Annotated in this window: 17 protein-coding genes; 6 read left to right on the top strand and 11 right to left on the bottom strand. The window is 38.7% G+C overall.

The features are described 5' to 3' along the window. Nucleotides 1–2 precede the first annotated feature (2 nt). The 5 genes from sdhD to rimM form a co-directional block, all read right to left on the bottom strand. Nucleotides 3–389 carry a succinate dehydrogenase, hydrophobic membrane anchor protein gene (sdhD, locus tag WCP76_RS01140; protein WP_336293853.1) on the bottom strand — a complete coding sequence of 129 codons (387 nt, stop codon included), beginning with the start codon at nt 387–389 and terminating at the stop codon, nt 3–5. Nucleotides 390–407: 18 nt separating this feature from the next. Next, nucleotides 408–809 carry a succinate dehydrogenase, cytochrome b556 subunit gene (gene sdhC / locus WCP76_RS01135; RefSeq protein WP_336293852.1) on the bottom strand — a complete coding sequence of 134 codons (402 nt, stop codon included), beginning with the start codon at nt 807–809 and terminating at the stop codon, nt 408–410. A gap of 503 nt (nt 810–1312) precedes the next feature. Further along, entirely contained in the window at nt 1313–1753 is a 441-nt protein-coding gene (rplS, locus tag WCP76_RS01130) for a 50S ribosomal protein L19 (protein ID WP_336293851.1), read from the bottom strand. Nucleotides 1754–1955: 202 nt separating this feature from the next. After that, nucleotides 1956–2654, bottom strand: coding sequence for a tRNA (guanosine(37)-N1)-methyltransferase TrmD (gene trmD, locus WCP76_RS01125; RefSeq protein WP_336293850.1), 699 nt, complete (start codon nt 2652–2654; stop codon nt 1956–1958). 229 nt (nt 2655–2883) lie between these two features. Continuing rightward, nucleotides 2884–3465: a ribosome maturation factor RimM gene (gene rimM, locus WCP76_RS01120; RefSeq protein ID WP_336293849.1), complete on the bottom strand. Its 582-nt coding sequence runs from the start codon at nt 3463–3465 to the stop codon at nt 2884–2886. A gap of 108 nt (nt 3466–3573) precedes the next feature. Here rimM and WCP76_RS01115 point away from each other — a divergent pair, with 108 nt between their 5' ends. Then, complete coding sequence (locus tag WCP76_RS01115) at nt 3574–4401, top strand: SapC family protein (RefSeq protein ID WP_336293848.1); 828 nt, start codon at nt 3574–3576, stop codon at nt 4399–4401. A gap of 16 nt (nt 4402–4417) precedes the next feature. Continuing rightward, nucleotides 4418–5374: a tyrosine recombinase XerC gene (locus tag WCP76_RS01110; protein ID WP_336293847.1), complete on the top strand. Its 957-nt coding sequence runs from the start codon at nt 4418–4420 to the stop codon at nt 5372–5374. 25 nt (nt 5375–5399) lie between these two features. Here the strand turns inward: WCP76_RS01110 and WCP76_RS01105 are convergent, their stop codons facing one another. After that, nucleotides 5400–5678 (bottom strand): BolA family protein, encoded by a 279-nt coding sequence (locus tag WCP76_RS01105; RefSeq protein WP_336293846.1) that lies wholly within the window; start codon nt 5676–5678, stop codon nt 5400–5402. Between the two features lie 121 nt (nt 5679–5799). Here WCP76_RS01105 and WCP76_RS01100 point away from each other — a divergent pair, with 121 nt between their 5' ends. The 3 genes from WCP76_RS01100 to cobT all read left to right on the top strand — a co-directional run bounded on the left by WCP76_RS01100 (nt 5800) and on the right by cobT (nt 9519). Next, nucleotides 5800–6420, top strand: a complete 621-nt coding sequence (locus WCP76_RS01100; protein WP_336293845.1) for a J domain-containing protein — start codon at nt 5800–5802, stop codon at nt 6418–6420. Nucleotides 6421–6619: 199 nt separating this feature from the next. After that, entirely contained in the window at nt 6620–7606 is a 987-nt protein-coding gene (cobS, locus tag WCP76_RS01095; RefSeq protein ID WP_336293844.1) for a cobaltochelatase subunit CobS, read from the top strand. Nucleotides 7607–7620: 14 nt separating this feature from the next. Beyond that, nucleotides 7621–9519: a cobaltochelatase subunit CobT gene (gene cobT / locus WCP76_RS01090; RefSeq protein ID WP_336293842.1), complete on the top strand. Its 1899-nt coding sequence runs from the start codon at nt 7621–7623 to the stop codon at nt 9517–9519. A 102-nt stretch (nt 9520–9621) separates the two neighbouring features. Here cobT and WCP76_RS01085 read toward each other — a convergent pair whose 3' ends face one another. Together WCP76_RS01085 and rpmB are read right to left on the bottom strand one after the other, a co-directional pair. After that, nucleotides 9622–10299: a VUT family protein gene (locus WCP76_RS01085; RefSeq protein ID WP_336293841.1), complete on the bottom strand. Its 678-nt coding sequence runs from the start codon at nt 10297–10299 to the stop codon at nt 9622–9624. Nucleotides 10300–10419: 120 nt separating this feature from the next. Beyond that, complete coding sequence (gene rpmB, locus WCP76_RS01080; RefSeq protein WP_336293840.1) at nt 10420–10725, bottom strand: 50S ribosomal protein L28; 306 nt, start codon at nt 10723–10725, stop codon at nt 10420–10422. Between the two features lie 264 nt (nt 10726–10989). Between rpmB and WCP76_RS01075 the strand changes: the two genes are divergently transcribed. Next, nucleotides 10990–11775 (top strand): SURF1 family protein, encoded by a 786-nt coding sequence (locus WCP76_RS01075; protein ID WP_336293839.1) that lies wholly within the window; start codon nt 10990–10992, stop codon nt 11773–11775. 621 nt (nt 11776–12396) lie between these two features. Here the strand turns inward: WCP76_RS01075 and purH are convergent. From purH to WCP76_RS01060, 3 genes are all read right to left on the bottom strand, one after another. Next, entirely contained in the window at nt 12397–14013 is a 1617-nt protein-coding gene (gene purH, locus WCP76_RS01070; RefSeq protein ID WP_336293838.1) for a bifunctional phosphoribosylaminoimidazolecarboxamide formyltransferase/IMP cyclohydrolase, read from the bottom strand. A 170-nt stretch (nt 14014–14183) separates the two neighbouring features. Continuing rightward, nucleotides 14184–15881 carry a heparinase II/III family protein gene (locus tag WCP76_RS01065; protein WP_336293837.1) on the bottom strand — a complete coding sequence of 566 codons (1698 nt, stop codon included), beginning with the start codon at nt 15879–15881 and terminating at the stop codon, nt 14184–14186. 64 nt (nt 15882–15945) lie between these two features. Beyond that, nucleotides 15946–17313, bottom strand: coding sequence for an RsmB/NOP family class I SAM-dependent RNA methyltransferase (locus tag WCP76_RS01060; RefSeq protein ID WP_336293836.1), 1368 nt, complete (start codon nt 17311–17313; stop codon nt 15946–15948). Between the last annotated feature and the right edge of the window lie 25 nt (nt 17314–17338).

The following is a 17338-nucleotide window of genomic DNA, read 5'->3' as shown; positions in this document are numbered from 1 at the left end:
ATCTAAACCCCTAATGCAATTCTAAAAAGAGAAAAAATGATTACACCACCAAGAACATAACAAAACAAAACATTCAATGCCAAAAATAATATCCGCACACTTTCATGCCGAATATAATCTTCAATAACAACTTGCATTTCAAGTTTCATATGATAAAGGGCTGAAAAAGTTAACAATCCCATTAAAATACTCACAAGAGGATGTGAAAGCCTTGCACGAACAACGCTGTAATCATTCCCAACAAGTGAAAGAATAAGAACAATAAAAAAAGTAAAAAATGGCAAATTAATAAAACTTGTCAAACGCTCTAGCCAAAAATGTTCTGTTCCTTCATGTGCACTCCCACGTCCACGCACATTTCTAAGTTCTGTTTGAAAATCCTTTTTCATCTCTTCGTCCACCCCCAACTAAGCAATGCTATATCCAATAATCCAAATTATAAAAGTAATAAAAAGAGAAATAAAAACTGTCATCCAAGCCGTTACTGTTGCCTTTTTTTTATCCAAAAGGTCAGGATTCATGTCCCAAACAATGTGGCGAACACCACCAACCATGTAATGAACTCCTGCAAGCGTATAAAGAAACAGAATACAAAGCCCAGGAAAAGAAGCATAAATCTCATGAACTGCTCTATATGTCTCAGCCCCACAAGCAATTGAAATTAACCAAATAGCGAGAAGGACCATTCCAAAATAAAGAGCTATCCCAGTTATACGATGCCCTATTGACATCGCCATAGTGATAGACCAACGATAAATACTCACGTGAGGAGAACGAGGGCGCTCTTTTATCCTAGTTTTTTCTGTCATAAAATATCCTGACCTGACTTTAACTAAAACCGAATCATAAGTGAGAAAGCTTGTACAAAACAACCAACTACCTCATTGTTTTCATTTAAGCACATTATCATTCCCACTTAGTTTGACATCTTAAAGAGCCAATATTCACAGGTCGGTCATCTTAAATAACGGATTAAAGGTCGCGCATAAAAAACCGATTGCCCTACAGACACGAGCTGTAAAACTGGCACTAATTTAATACAATTTTATCTTCCCGTCAAAGGTCTAACATCTTTTCTCAAATATAAACATGCATTTTTTCAAGTATATTCATCTCTGATTCTGAATATAAACGCCATGCCCTCTAAGATTCTTAATCCTAACCATAGTTTTAAGAGAAAAAAAGATCTGAAAGACTCAAACAATTTTATGCACACTAAAAGCCAACCCTTTAGCTGCAAAAACAAATTATAAAAAATATAAAAAAAGCGACACAAAAGCCGCTTTTTTATAAATCTTAGTAAATGTAGCATTTATTCGGCAACTTGCGTTGTGGTATCTGCATTAACAGTTGCTACTTGCGTTCTCTCAGCAACCCTTTCACCTTTTTTCCGGCGATCTTTCTTTTCAGCGATACGCGCAGCCTTACCTCTTAAATTACGAAGATAATAAAGCTTTGCACGACGCACCTTACCTCGACGCACAAGATCAACACCTTCAATCAAGGGAGAATAAATCGGAAATACACGTTCAATACCTTCACCATAAGAAATCTTGCGCACTGTAAAGGTTTCATTCAATCCACCACCTGAACGTGCGATACAAACCCCTTCATATGCCTGAACACGTGTGCGCGTACCTTCGGTCACACGCACCATAACACGTACAGTATCCCCTGGCTGAAAAGTGGGCAGTTTACGTTTTGCTTCAATTTTTGCACATTGTTCAGCCTCAAGCTGCGCGATAATATTCATTTCTTTTATCCTTCGTATTCTTTATCGAATAGTCAGAGCGCTCAACTCTTGCCGCAAAAACTTCCTCACAGAAAGAAAAGAACTTCTTTAAGCTATGTTCACACAGAAGCGAATACACTATTCCTTAATTTTGGAATTACAGAAAACCGTCCACAAAAATTCTCTAAAGAGAGCCATGCAATACACCACCTCACAACATGAATCAAGTTTTCTGACGGTTTTTATCATAATGAGCATAAAGATCAGGGCGACGTTGGCGTGTTAACAATTCAGCCTGCTGTTTACGCCAATCTGCAATAGCTTTGTGATGACCTGATGTCAACACTGGCGGAATACCCCGTCCTTCAAAAAGAGAAGGACGTGTGTACTGAGGATATTCCAACAAACCATTCTCAAAACTTTCACACTTTCCAGAGGCTTCATTTCCCATAACTCCGGGAAGAAGACGTATAACAGCGTCTAAGAGAACCAATGCAGCCGCTTCCCCTCCTGAAAGAATATAATCACCAATGGACACTTCTTCCAATTCTCTCGCTTCTATTATCCGCTCATCTACCCCTTCAAAACGTCCACAAACCAATGTCACTCCCGATTCACGTGCTAAAGAGCGTGCATAAGCTTGATTAAAAGGCCGCCCACGCGGACTCATCAGTAACCTTGGCGAATCATTAGGAAAACTATCAAGTGCAGCCGCTAATATATCCGCCCGCATCACCATACCAGCACCTCCACCAAATGGAGTACCATCAACACTATGATGCTTATCCAGAGCGAAATTCCTAATTTGCACTGTATCCAAGGCCCATATTCCTCGTCTTAAAGCCTGCCCTGCCAAAGAATAGCCTAAAAATCCAGGAAACATTTCAGGATAAAGTGTTAAAATGCGCGCCTGAAACTTCATTTTTATTCTTTTGTCCTCATTTTCTGAGCCCGATTCCTACTAAACTTAAACAAATCGGTATATTGTCAATCTAAGATGTTTATCCAAAGCAAAGTCACCAATTCTCTGCATCTAATGCTCGTATTCCAAACTCTAAAGCGTGCTCTACTAAAGAATAACCTAAAAATCTAAGAAACGTTTTAGGATAAAACCCCAATATACTTTTTTATAAATTTCTTCTTGCATTCCTTTAATTTTCACCTTCATTTTTAGGTTTATACAATTTTTTTGTGTTATTTTCTTCCATATCGCCTAAACCAGCGGCCACCGGATCAACAACAAGAAAACCAGAAGCAATACAAACTTCTAACACAGCTGCCTTGCTAAAAGGAATAAGCACTGTTTTGTGCGTATTCAAACGCATTTCAAGCAAATCACCAGCCCCAAAATTAAAAAAACCACTCACCTCGCCTAAGGTTTGACCAAAACAATCCCGGACACAAAGCCCAATTAAATCGACTTGATAAAATTCATCCTCAGCCAAATCATCCAACAATTGATCACGAGTGACATAAAGGCGGATCCCTTTTAAGTTCTCAGCAGCACGGCGATCTTCAACCCCTTGAAAACGCACAATCGCTTTATTTTTCTGCACGCGAAGAGTTAAAATTTTATAAGAACGCCCCATATCGTCATAAAGTATACTGTATCTTTTTAACTGCTGTGGTTCGTTACCCAAGGTCTTAACAAGAACATCCCCTTTTATACCATGAGGTAAACCAATCATAGCAAGATAGACTTTATTTTTCAGCTTTTCTTCATTATACTTCATAAAATATTATCTCTTAAAAACGAAGCTTGCAATCTTGTTGCCATACAAAAAATCTTCCAAGAAGGCTTTTCTTGGTAACAAAAACAAATTAATATAAGGAGAAGTCTTATGGCAAATGTTATGCTGTTTTACAAAGATATTACCCCAATAAACAAAGTTTCCCATAAAAACCTAAAATTTGCTCCTCCACGTGATATGTCTTTTGCCAAAGATACCCACTGGATTCCTTTAGCAAGTAGTGAATATTTTCAAGCTGCCCTAGACTATCCCATTTTGTTTATGTCCGCAGAAGATAACCAACAGAAACGGCACTATACATCCGCTGCTCTTGTAGGTCTTTCTAACGACGAAAATGACTATATCGCTTCTGATAAAAGTTGGAAAACAAATACTTATATTCCGGCTTTTGTCCGTCGCTATCCTTTTGTTTTGGCACAAACTGCAAATGAAAAAGAGCTTTCTGTTTGCTTTGATCAACAATCAGGCATGTTTAATGAAGTCGCAGGCACGGAACTTTTTAATTCTGATGGTTCTGTTTCTCCTTTTATGGAAGAGCGTATTCGTTTTCTTGAAAGCTTTAAAATCGCTATGGAGAAAACGTCTGAATTTATCGACGCTCTTTTGGAAATGGATCTTCTAAGCCAAAAATCAATAAACGTGAAAAACGACAAAGGCCTTTCAGCGCAATTAGAGCATTTCTGGATTGTTGATGAAGAAAAACTGAACAAATTATCTGCACACCAACTGGCCAAACTCCATAAAAATGGATTTTTAGGGCTAATCTTTGCGCACCTTATGTCAACGAATAATCTTTTAAAAATACTTTCTCTGAAAGGCGAAAAGCAGCTGAGCAGCCATGAAGAGCAACCGCAAAAACAGGATGATCACTCTAAAAACAAAAAACTTACAAAGAAAAATAAAGAGAGCCTCAATTAAAATATGCCCATAAAAAATGACACAAAAAAAAGATGAAAATTTCACTCTCGTTCAAGCAGATCAAGCTATTTTAGCTGCAAGAAAAAATTGGCTGGATGGTCTTATAAAAACACGCGGCATGGCTGTACAAACAGCACAAGCTTATGAACGTGATACACGACAATTTTTGTCTTTTCTTTGTCAACATTTAGGGCACAAACCAACCTTCAGTGATCTCGCCAATTTGCAGGTTATTGACTTGCGTGCTTATTTTGCTTACCGTCGTACACGGGATATAAGTGCTCGCTCATTAAGCCGAGGAATGGCGGGATTGCGTTCTTTTTTCAGCTACTTATCCCGCGAAGGGATTGTCAACATCCCTGCGGCTCAACTGATTAGAATCCCCAAACAGCCAAAATCGCTACCAAAGCCTTTAGCAATAAAATCAGCATTGCATTTAGTTAAACAAAAAAATCAACAAGAAGATGAACCATGGATCATCGCCCGGAATTCTGCTGTTTTAATGCTCCTTTATGGCTGTGGAATGCGAATATCAGAAGCCTTAGCACTCACACCAGAACAATTTTCTGATCCCGAAAGAACAAGTTTATTCGTAACTGGAAAAGGAAAGAAAACGCGCCTTGTTCCCCTCATAAAAGTTGTTTACGAAGCCGTACAGAATTATTTAAAATGTTGTCCGTATACCTTAGTGAATAACCAACCAATGTTCCGCGGTGCTCGAGGTGGCCCTTTGCAACCATCTATTATTCAACGAGCCGTTCGAAACCTTCGAGCGTACCTGGGTTTACCAGAAACCGTCACTCCCCATACACTGCGTCATTCTTTTGCCACCCATCTTTTATCACGTGGAGGGGATTTGCGTACTATTCAAGAACTTCTTGGACATGCTTGCTTATCTACTACACAAGCCTATACCCATGTTGATACAGATCACTTATTGAAAATTTATAAAAAAGCGCATCCTCGCTCTTGAAAAAATTTTTGAATGAAAAGAGACATTAAACGGATCCAACCTCCAGTGCTAAAGCATGAACGCAGGTCGCTAATTCTTTCTGCAAAACTTTATAAATTGCTCGATGTATTTCTACGCGCGTCATGCCTGCAAAAGAAGAAGACAAAATTTTTACCCTAAAATGTGTTTCCCCTTTACCATCAAACGCGTGCTCACCATGACGATGTCCAGCGTGAAGGTGACTTTCATTAATTACTTCAAGCTTTTGCGGACAAAAAGCATCTAGAAGCTTTATTTTTATCGTTGTTTGAATCGCAGTGGACATTTTTGTTCCTTCACAAAATAAACAATGCAGCAACTCTTTTTCATTACCAAAGACAGTGTGAAAATAAATTTTTTAAAAGTCAATTCTTGTCAAATCAATTGATTTTGCATAAACAAAATACATGGAAACAACATCTAAATTATTTGACTCAATTCGAATCAGCTCTAATAAAAAACAAAAGAACGAATCACAAGCCCAACAATGTCAATGGGAAGGCTGTGAAAAACCGGGAACTCATAAAGCTCCAGCGGGACGAAATCACGAAGGGCAATATCTATACTTTTGCATTGATCATGTGCGTGCCTATAATAAAAATTTTAATTATTTCTCTGGCCTTAGCGATAAAGATGTTGCAAAGTTCCAAAAAGATGCGCTCACAGGACATCGCCCAACATGGCCCACAGATTTTAGTAATAACGTGTCGAAAAAAACAGCTGCAGATTACGCAAAAATTCGTTCTGGTACGGCAGCTTATCAAAATCGTATGCGCAATCCATTCTCGATGTTTACCCAACGTCATTCAAACAACAACTTCTCACGAAAATTAAAACCTTTAGAAGCAAAAGCTTTTGATACATTGGGCTTATCAGCCAATGCTTCTAGTGAAGACATCAAAACAAAATATAAAGAGTTGGTAAAAAAACACCATCCTGATTCTAATGGTGGCAATCGTTCTTCAGAAGAGCGTTTTCGCGATGTTTTACACGCCTATAATTTGCTAAAAAAATCTGGTTTGTGCTAAAAAAAATCCCTGCCTATACTAATCTATTTTCATTTGAACCATCATTATTTTCGTTTTTGCAAGACATTAAAAACACTGGTAAAGGAGTTTTTTCATATCTAAGACTTTCACTACAGGCCATTGCGTAAATACTCTAATTCTTGTATCGTTTTTCAATGAACACAAATAAAATAATTTCCTTTCTTTTCCAGAAAAATCAATGACAAAAACAAAGCTTCCAGTTGAAAATATGCCTGATATCACGCTTTCTGTCCGTGATCTGTTTCATATCGATACAGATATGAAAGTACCTGCTTTTAGCACAAAAAGCCCACATGTTCCCGATGTTGATCCAGATTATCTTTTCGATTTTCAAACAACTTTAGCGATTTTAGCGGGTTTTGCATTTAACCGCCGTGTTATGGTTTCCGGCTATCACGGAACAGGAAAATCTACACATATTGAACAAGTTGCAGCACGTCTCAACTGGCCTTGTATCCGGATTAATCTCGACAGTCATGTTAGCCGCATCGATCTCATTGGAAAAGATGCCATTATTTTAAAAGATGGCTTACAAGTAACGGAATTTAAAGAGGGAATTTTACCGTGGACTTATCAAAACAATATTGCTCTTGTTTTTGATGAATATGACGCAGGTCGTTCCGATGTTATGTTTGTCATCCAACGCGTCCTTGAAGCCTCTGGAAAATTAAGCTTGCTTGATCAAAACCGTGTTATCACACCTCATCCAGCTTTTCGTCTTTTTGCGACTGCAAATACTGTGGGTCTTGGTGATACAACAGGACTTTATCATGGCACACAACAAATCAACCAAGCTCAAATGGATCGCTGGTCCATTGTAACAATATTAAATTATTTACCTCATGACAAAGAGGTTGATATCGTTTGTTCAAAAGTTAAATCTTTTCAGAATGCCGAAGGAAAAAAAACAATTTCACAAATGGTGCACGTCGCTAATATGGTACGAAAATCTTTTATTAACGGGGATCTTTCAACAGTCATGAGTCCACGCACCGTCATTACTTGGGCAGAAAATACCACAATTTTTAAAAATATTGGATTTGCCTTCCGGTTAACCTTCCTTAATAAATGTGATGAACTCGAACGTTCTACCGTTGCAGAATTTTACCAACGCGCTTTTGGACAAGAGCTGCCAGAATCCCTTGTACAGTGTGTCGTACCTTAAGGAATACATCAATCATGGCCGCAGAAGTTAGCGATACCAGCCAAAATCTAACACACACCTTTCTCAACCGCCCCCTTGATGTTGAAGCTTTTAAGAAAGCTATTTCCACCTGTATTCGCGCAATTGCAGGCACACACAACCTCGAAATTTCCTTTAGTCACAATAAAGCATACCTAAACGAAAATTACGCACGTTTACCAAAACTACCACAACACGTAACAAATAAAGACATAACCGTTACCCGCGGATTGGGCGATTCCATAGCTCTACGCAAAGCGTGGCATAATAGCCGTATTCATATGCAGTGCGCCCCAGTAGAATCAGAAGCACGCGCCATATTTGACTCTCTCGAACAAACACGAGTTGAAGCAATCGGCATTTCAACTATGGAAGGGATCGCACAAAATCTTGATATAATGCTTGCCGATAAATATAAAAAAGCCAACTATCATAAGATTAATTCCCAAAGTGAACCTCCCCTCCAAGAAGCGATTGTACTTTTAGTACGTGAAAAAATAACAGCACGCCCTCTCCCAAAAGAAGCCAAGCCTATATTGGAATTCTGGCGTCACTCAATAGAACAAAAAGCTACAGAAGAACTGAACGAATTAACACATAACATTCACGATCAACATGCTTTTGCACGGATTGTTCGTCGGATGCTTGTTACACTAAAAATGTCAGTTCAACTAGAAGAAACTTCTGAAAGCGTAAACAATAAAAAATTTAAAAACAAATGCGAACTTAAAAACGAAGCAGAAGAAGACAGCAACAACGAAAAACGCACTCAAAGCGAAAAAAAAACAGAAGCTAAACAAGAAAGTGATGCACAAGACAAAGGAAAAACAAAAGCAGTTCAATCAAACAACGATAATAAAGCAGTAAAAGAAGAAGAGAGCCTTTGGCAAAAGAAATCGAATAACCCTAAACATCTTTTTGCTTTTTCAGAACAAATAGAAAGACTTGATGGCTATAAAGTTTTTACCCGTCAATTTGACGAAGTTTTGGAAGCAACGGATTTCTGTTCTGAAAGTGAATTGAATCACCTGCGTCATTGTCTTGATAAACAAATCTATCATCTCCAAAATATTGTTGGACGCTTAGCAAATCGCCTACAACGCCACCTTATGGCACAACAAAATCGTAGTTGGAATTTTGATCTTGAAGAGGGATATATCGATCCAGCAAGACTTACACGCCTTATTATTGATCCAATGCAACCACTTTCTTTTAAAATGGAAAGCAATACTAAGTTTCGAGACACGGTTGTTTCATTGCTCATCGATAATTCAGGATCGATGCGAGGACGGCCGATAACTGTTGCGGCAAGTTGTGCGGATATTTTGACACAAACTCTTGAACGTTGTGGAATCAAAGTTGAAATTTTAGGCTTTACTACCAAAACTTGGAAAGGAGGAAAATCACGCGAAAAATGGCTAAACCAACATAAACCTAAGAACCCTGGGCGCCTTAATGATTTATGTCACATCATATATAAAAGAGCTGACACAACATGGCGTCGAGCACGGCGTAATTTAGGGTTGATGTTGCAGGATGGCTTATTGAAAGAAAATATAGATGGTGAAGCATTGATTTGGGCTCATAAACGCCTTTTATCACGATGTGAACAGCGTCGCATTCTTATGGTCATTTCAGATGGAGCACCCATTGACGATTCAACCCTATCTGTTAACTCCAACAATTATCTTGAAAAACATTTACGCACAGTAATTCAAGAAATCCAAACACATTCACCTGTAGAACTTATTGCCATTGGAATTGGTCATGACGTCACAAGTTATTATCAACGTTCTGTAACAATTATGAATGCTGAAGAACTAGCCAACGCTATAACAAACCAATTAGCAGCTCTCTTCAGTAATAAAAAATTTCATTCTCGTAAAAAATTTTAAGAACAAGTTCTCTAAATAACAGCTTGTTATATTCAAATTTAAAATACACACATAGACCAAACTATCTATAAGCAAAACGGCATAAAAAGAGAGAAGAAAAAATTATTGCTTGTCGCAAATCAAAGATGAACTACTTTTTAAACTACTTTGGTAAAGAGGCAGCTTCACACTTTTAAGAATTGTTCCGTAAGGGATCAGCATACATACGCTCATAATGATTTTTATTGAAAAGTCACCAAAAGCAAGCGAAAACCAAACTGGAATCTCAAATCCAAAGAAAATAGTACTCTCGGTGATTGAGCTATTAGCATAATCTGCTATCTTATCGATAAAAGCAAAAGAGCTAGAAAAAGCAAGAGCAAAGAATATAACCGTATCCAAAGCCGAACTAACTAATGCAGCAGCTAGAGGTGCCTTCCACCATGCTTTACGTCGCAGAGGACTAAAAACGACAATATCGAGGAGCTGCGCAAATAAGAAAGCCGAGCTAGAAGCAATTGCAAGCCGTGGCGTAGCCAATACCCAAGAAACAAAAAAACCAGCATAAAAACCAGCATAAACCACACGCCTTGCCGCAGCTGGACCATAAAAACGATTGGTCAAATCATTGACTAAAAAAGCTATCGGGTACGTAAAAGCCCCATAGGTTAATAGTTCATTCAAACCAAACCAGTCGACAGGATATTGAACCAAAATATTAGAAGCGGTTACAGCAAAGCACATCACCAAACTGGAAAAAAAAATATATTTTCTCTTTTTCTGTGCTAGTAAAAACTGCATTCTAAGAACATCTCTTTTAGCTTTTGTAGCAGAAACAAGCAAATATAATGATAAAAAATCAAAAATCCTGAAAACAGTATGCCTCTCACGTGAAAAGCATGTGAATTAAAAAAACAACAATTACGCTGCTTGCTTAACCTTTTGTTCAGCTTTTTTCTTAACGATTTGGCGTTTTAACAAACGTGCACGTTGTGATAATTCTTTATCGCCAGCTTTTATTAAAAAGTTATCAAGCCCACCACAATGCTCAACAGAACGCAAAGCACTTGCCGAAACGCGCAAGCGATAACCTTGTTGCAATATTTCCGAAATCAATGTCACATTGCAAAGATTTGGCAAAAAACGACGACGGACTTTATTGTTCGCATGGCTAACATTATTGCCATAAAGAACGGCTTTCCTTGTCAATTCGCAAGCACGAGACATGAACTTCACCTTTAAACTCTAAAAAACTCTTAGACCACAAAACCTGTAAAACTTATGCAATACTGCATTGAACAGGCTGATAAATTATATCTCTGATAGGGTGTAGACGACAAAAGGTCAAGTCTTTTTTAAAACCTTTTGAATCCCTTGCAAATAATTCTCTTAATCTTTTCCTACAATTAGGGTGATAAAGCATGCAAAATGTTTTTTTTTAACACTCTCCATGCTACAAAGAATGCTTACGACATAAAGAAAGTATTAACGATGAGAAAAATACACGACTCCATAACAAAACTTCCAAACAAGCACATTAATTTCTCTTCTATTCTGTTTGGTGTTTTATGTATAAGTGCTTTTATTATCTTCAGTGCACTAGGCGTCTGGCAAATACAACGATTAAAATGGAAAACAGATCTCATCACAAGTGCCAATCAACGTATTCATTTAACCCCCACCGAAGCACCCTCCAAAAATCAATGGAAATATGTCACTTTTGAAAAAGATGAATATCGTCCTGTTGTCATTACGGGGAAATTACTCAAAAATAAAAACATTTTTGTTACTGCTGTAGCTCAAAACACCAGTGGTTATTGGGTTTTAACACCTCTACAAACAGATGATGATGCACTAACCTTTGTGAATCGTGGTTTTATTCCCATGGATGTACGCCATCACTTTCAACAGTCTGAACAACCAAACACCAACGACACAGCTAACATACATTCTGCTGAAAACGTAGAGCAAACCACAATTATCGGTCTGTTACGCATGAGTGAAAAAAATGGGGTTTTTCCACGCAAAAATAATCCCGATAACAACTTATGGTACGCACGCGATCTTCCTGCTATGGCACAAAAACTTGGCCTATCCATTGTTGCTCCTTATTTTATTGATGCTGGAAAAGCAACAACCCCGCAAGCAAACTTTCCTATTACAGGTTTAACTGTAGTACATTTTCGAAACAATCATCTTGTCTATGCTATCACGTGGTTTGTCTTAGCTGCTGGCGTATTAGGTGCCTCTATTTTTCTACTACGGCAAAAAAATTGAAGAAAATACATGAACACTCTAATACTTTGAAACAGGCTCTTAAGCATTTTTACTTTTAAAAATGTTTTTCATAAAATAATTAGAAATTAGTATATTGAAAATATTCCAAATTTGAAACCTATCTTTCTAAATGCCACAGCAATAAAAATCTTACCACACAGAAAAATACACCCGATTTCATCACGAAACTTGTAAATCTAAAGCTGCAGCAATAATTTCTTCATCAGACATTGATCAGCCTAATAAAGCTCCAGCACAATCAAACACCAGATTATAGACAACAATAAAACACACCATTGAGTATTAATAAAAATCAACAAGACTTAGAAAATAACGCTCTAGAATCGAGCAAATATCACCACAATTACTGCCAAACATTGAGTTTGTATTTAAAAAATAAGTTAATATATTTATTATGTGATGATAACAGCATAAATTCCAACAGGAATGCACAGCACGATATTTTTTACAAAACTTTATGTTATCCCCTCTAAATATAAGATAAAGAAAATTACACAAAATACTCCCATTATAGCTGCATAAACGACATGCATGTGGAATACAATGTGCTTATTTTAAATTCACTTTATCCAAGAGAAACAACAATAGAAATCAAAACAGTTAATGGCGAAAATGCCGCACACCTGTAAAAACCATGGCTAATCCGTGCGCATCAGCTGCAGCAATAACTTCTTCATCACGGACGGATCCTCCCGGTTGAATAACTGCTGTTGCACCAGCTTCAGCAACAGCTAATAAACCGTCTGCAAACGGAAAAAATGCATCTGACGCAACCACAGAACCTTTAGTGGGAACTTCTGTTAAACCCAACTTTTGTCCACTTTCTTCAGCTTTCCGTGCAGCAATTTTAGCTGAATCAATACGACTCATCTGGCCAGCACCAATCCCAACTGTTGCACTATTTTTTGCATAAACAATAGCATTTGACTTGACGTGTTTCACAACACGAAAAGCAAACTGAAGATCCCGCATTTCATCTTGACTTGGTGCCCGCTTTGTCACCACTTGCAGTTTAAGATCATCAACAACCATATTATCACGTGACTGCACCAAAATTCCCCCCGAAAGCGTTTTGGCAATAATCCCTCCACAACGTGGATCAGGTAAACCACCTGTAATCAACAAACGAAGATTTTTTTTCTGTGCAATAATTTCACGGGCTGCTTCTGTAACATCAGGAGCAATAATCACTTCCGTAAAAATTTTGATAATCTCCCCAGCACATTCTTCATCAAGTGGTTGATTTAAAGCAATAATTCCACCAAATGCTGAAACATTATCACACATAAGAGCTTTTAAATAAGCCTCTTTCAAACTTCGCCCTTCTGCAACACCACAAGGATTAGCATGCTTAATAAGAGCAACAGCAGCAGTTTTCCGGGGATCAAATTCTGCCACAAGTTCAAAAGCCGCATCTGTATCATTCATATTGTTATAAGAAAGTTCTTTGCCTTGCAAAAGTTTTGCTGTAGCAACACCAAAACGTTTATCACTATTTCGATAAAATGCTGCCTGTTGATGTGGATTTTCCCCATAGCGCATAACACTTTTAAGATGACCGGAAAAACTCTGCCAAGACGGCGTTTTAATTTGCAAGTCCTGTGCAAACCACTCTGCTATCGCTGAATCATAAGCAGCTGTATATGCATAAGCACGCATTGCTAACTGACGTCGCATAAAAAAACTTAAACAACCCTCATGCTGTTTTAATTCAGCAAGAATTTTATCGTAATCACTAACCGTTGTTACAACACCAGTATAAGCATGATTCTTAGCTGCAGCACGAATCATTGCCGGTCCACCGATATCAATATTTTCAATGATTGTTTGTCTATCTGCATCAGATTTGGAAGTCTCTTCGAAGGGATAAAGATTCACAACCAGAAGATCAATTCCATTTATACCATACCTTTCCATCGCATCAAAATGATTGGGATCTTGTCTTACTGCTAATAAAGCACCATGAATTAAGGGATGGAGAGTTTTGACACGACCATCCATTATTTCCGGAAACCCAGTAACTTCAGCAACATCTTTTACCGGCAAACCAGCAGCCATTAATATTTTTGCTGTTCCTCCTGTGGAAATCAATTCAATACCATAAGCATGGAGCGCTTGTGCAAACGCAACCACGCCTGTTTTATCAGATACAGAGAAAAGAGCACGACGAACCTGATGAAGATCCGGTATCGGAAAATTTTTTGCAACGATACCCATAATAGGAATCCTAAAAATTAAATAGTTAAAATCAAAACAAAATAAGCTTATGCGTTCATAGCACACGTCTTTATTAAAATACACCCAAAGGATAAAACGCCTTTAATTGTAAACACAAATAATAACTATTCTTCTATTCGTATTATGAAAGAAGCAACTCATTATTCCAACTAACGGCGTATAAAACGCCAACGTATTTTTTCTTGAAATGCAGGGCGGAAATACAAAACGATCTGTTGTGTACGTTGCGGACCTTTTAATCCAGCAAAATCGATAGAATCTTCAAGATAAATATCAGTATCTGGCGATATAAAATACCACACTTGCTCATTCTTCGTGGCTAAACGCACACGTTTACCATCATAGCTGACTTCAACTTGCGGGTGCAGATGAAACCGAACAGCAACACTATTTTGTTCATTTTGAGCTGCATTGTGTTTCTTTAATAACTTTTTGTTTGGCGTAAAAAAGCGGTCAAAACCCTCAATCATTGCTCCATTTGTCGCTAACACGAGACCACGCTCATGAACAAGATTAAAAGACTGCATATAACCATTATGACTCGCAATAAAACCTGTCTTCTCTGAGTCCTCTATACGACGCACTTTAATATCTGTTGGCCCTGCCAGTAAAAGTGAAGGACCATTTCTCTTTTTTTTATGGAAAAGACCCACTGAACAATCGTTCACTGTTGCTGTTGAATGTGCTGCGGTGACACGCCCTAAATGTCGATACTCTTCACGCCCATAGGGATTAACACCTGTGTTGATAATAAAGCGGCTTCCACGTGAAGACATTTCGAAAGACAAACACCCAGAACAAGCATACTCTGCAACAGAGCGTGGTGGAAACTTTCCTGTATCTGCAAGCACCGTAGTTTGATTAGATTGTAAACGCTGAAACCCTGAATAACGTGCATAACTAAAAGGATGCCCCACTGTTTCATCAAACTCTAAAAGCGTCGATAAACGCTCAGACACAAGGGGGCCAACACCATTAAAACGCGCTAATGTTTGGTCTTCATGGATAAAAAACCGTAAAGCTGGCAACATACGCTCAACAGAATCAATCAAAGCACGTGGTGCCGTTTCATTGCTGCGCATAAAAAGATGACGTAAAGACAGTAAATCTGATAATAAATTGAGTAAAAGTGCAGGACTACGCGAAATATGGCCACCATCAAGCAAAATCTGACGAGAAAGTTCCTCTATGAGAAAGGCTTGCACCTTCTTTTTTATTGCCGCAGAAACAGGCAAAGCAAGAGATGCGAATGTCAAAGCTGCTGCAGCTTGTAAACGTTGATCATTCTTTTCCATACTGCCAATCATCACACGTAAATAACGAAACTGGAAACCAAGTGCACGCAAAAAGCGTTTTTCAAACCGCTCACTTGCACCTTGCAACAACATTTTTGAGTGACAAATCCACGAAATCAAACGTCGTGCTACAACTGGCCCACTCCAAGGAAGCCCTTTTACCTTCTTTCCACTATGATCAAGCCAATCTTCTACGAGAGAACGCGCATGTGCCGCAGCTAAATCACTCTGCGCTGCCGCCATATGTCGCAACCAATGAAAATCATGAAGAGCCGCTTCCCATTCCAGCGTTGGTGGAACCAATGAAAAAGGAGAAACAGCACCAGAATGAACAATACGACCCGCAAAAGCAAAACGACCATGATAAAATTCATGCGCCATTATCGGATCAGCTAAACACAAATCAATGGGATGCGCTAAAATTTTATAGGGACGAAACCCTGAAAACCGCCAACGAAACAGTGGCCCAACCCATAAACGCCGTACAAATTGGTGTGTCATATACATAAAGGCCGCCACCTTTACCCGAGAACCATTTACCGCAACTGCCACAATCTCATCTCCATATATGCTAAATTGTGTACAATTTCAGCCATTTTAGTAAATGAATCGTTAATTAAGCCACTTTCCGTAAACGTGCTGCAAAAAAACCATCCATTCCTAAAAACACGTTTCTCTCAGCATTAAAGTTTTCACGACAAAAATCTGCAGGGGTTGTACGCAAAGTTCCCTTAACAGAAAGCAAATGCGCCATAGTACCCATTTCCTCTATACAAATAGGCTCTAAAATAATGTCATTACGTTCCGATAAAATTTTCTCAATGAGATCTTCACCTTCTTCTCTTGCTAACGAACAATTGGAAAAAACAATGCGTCCACCCTTTTTCACCAAAGCAATTGCCACACAAAGTAAATCATATTGCAACGCCGCCAATTTGACGATATCACCCATTGATTTCGTCCATAAAATATCCGGATGACGACGTATCGTTCCTGTAGAAGAGCAAGGAGCATCAAGAAGAACAGCATCGAAAAGCCGTTCTGGATGGAAATTTCTCACGTCCCCCTGCCAAGTGTGAACTGAAAAATGAAGCCGCTTCATGTTTTCCTGTAAACGCTTTATCCGATTAGCAGACATATCAACTGCCGTCACATTCGCCCCTTGCAAAGCCAATTGTGCTGTTTTTCCTCCAGGGCTTGCACAAAGATCTGCAACATTTTTCCCCTTAATATCTCCAAGTAAACACGCAGGCAAAGCTGCAGCAAAATCTTGAATCCACCAAGCACCTTCTGCATAGCCTGGTAAACCAGAAACAGAGCAATCCAAACGGCTTAACCGAACAGAACCATTGGATAAAACAACACCCCCAAGCCGTTTAGCCCATCCAGAGCTATCGGATTTTACTGTTAAATCTAGCGGGGGCTCAACACTTTGAATTGCTAAAATCTGTTCAGCCTTTTCTGCTCCATAAGTTGATACTAAAAGCTGGCCAAACCACGTCGGAATCTCTTCAATGCTCGGAGCTTTTTGGCGTAAAAGCACCACATTACGCGCAACATTGCGTAAAAGAGCATTCACCACCCCTGAAAAACGGCGCATACGAGGATCAAGTTTAGCCAAACGTACGGCCAAATCAATCGCTGCATGATCAGGAATATCAAGATAAAGAATTTGTGCTACACTGATATGCAACAGATGTTGAAGTGAAAGTGCTTGTGGAGGCAAAGGACGCATCAAAAAGCTTGATAAAGCGGCCGTAATCTGCCCCCTATGACGCAATGACGCTACCAAAATGGCTCGGCACAACGAACGATCCCGCTGTGAAAGCCCTAAATATTGTGGGTGCCCATGCTCATTATCCGTTAACCCCGAAAGAGACGCGTGTTTATCAAGGATAGCTCCTAAAAGACGAACACACAACTGCCGAACACCTAATCCCGGAGTACTCTTTTCAGACACACGCCCCACTTGCTTGTGTTTCAAAACAACACCTTTATACCTTTTTTCC

This window comes from Bartonella vaga (assembly GCF_037070895.1).
In the GTDB taxonomy this organism is placed as follows: Bacteria; Pseudomonadota; Alphaproteobacteria; order Rhizobiales; family Rhizobiaceae; genus Bartonella.
This window is presented reverse-complemented; position numbering and strand designations above follow the sequence as displayed.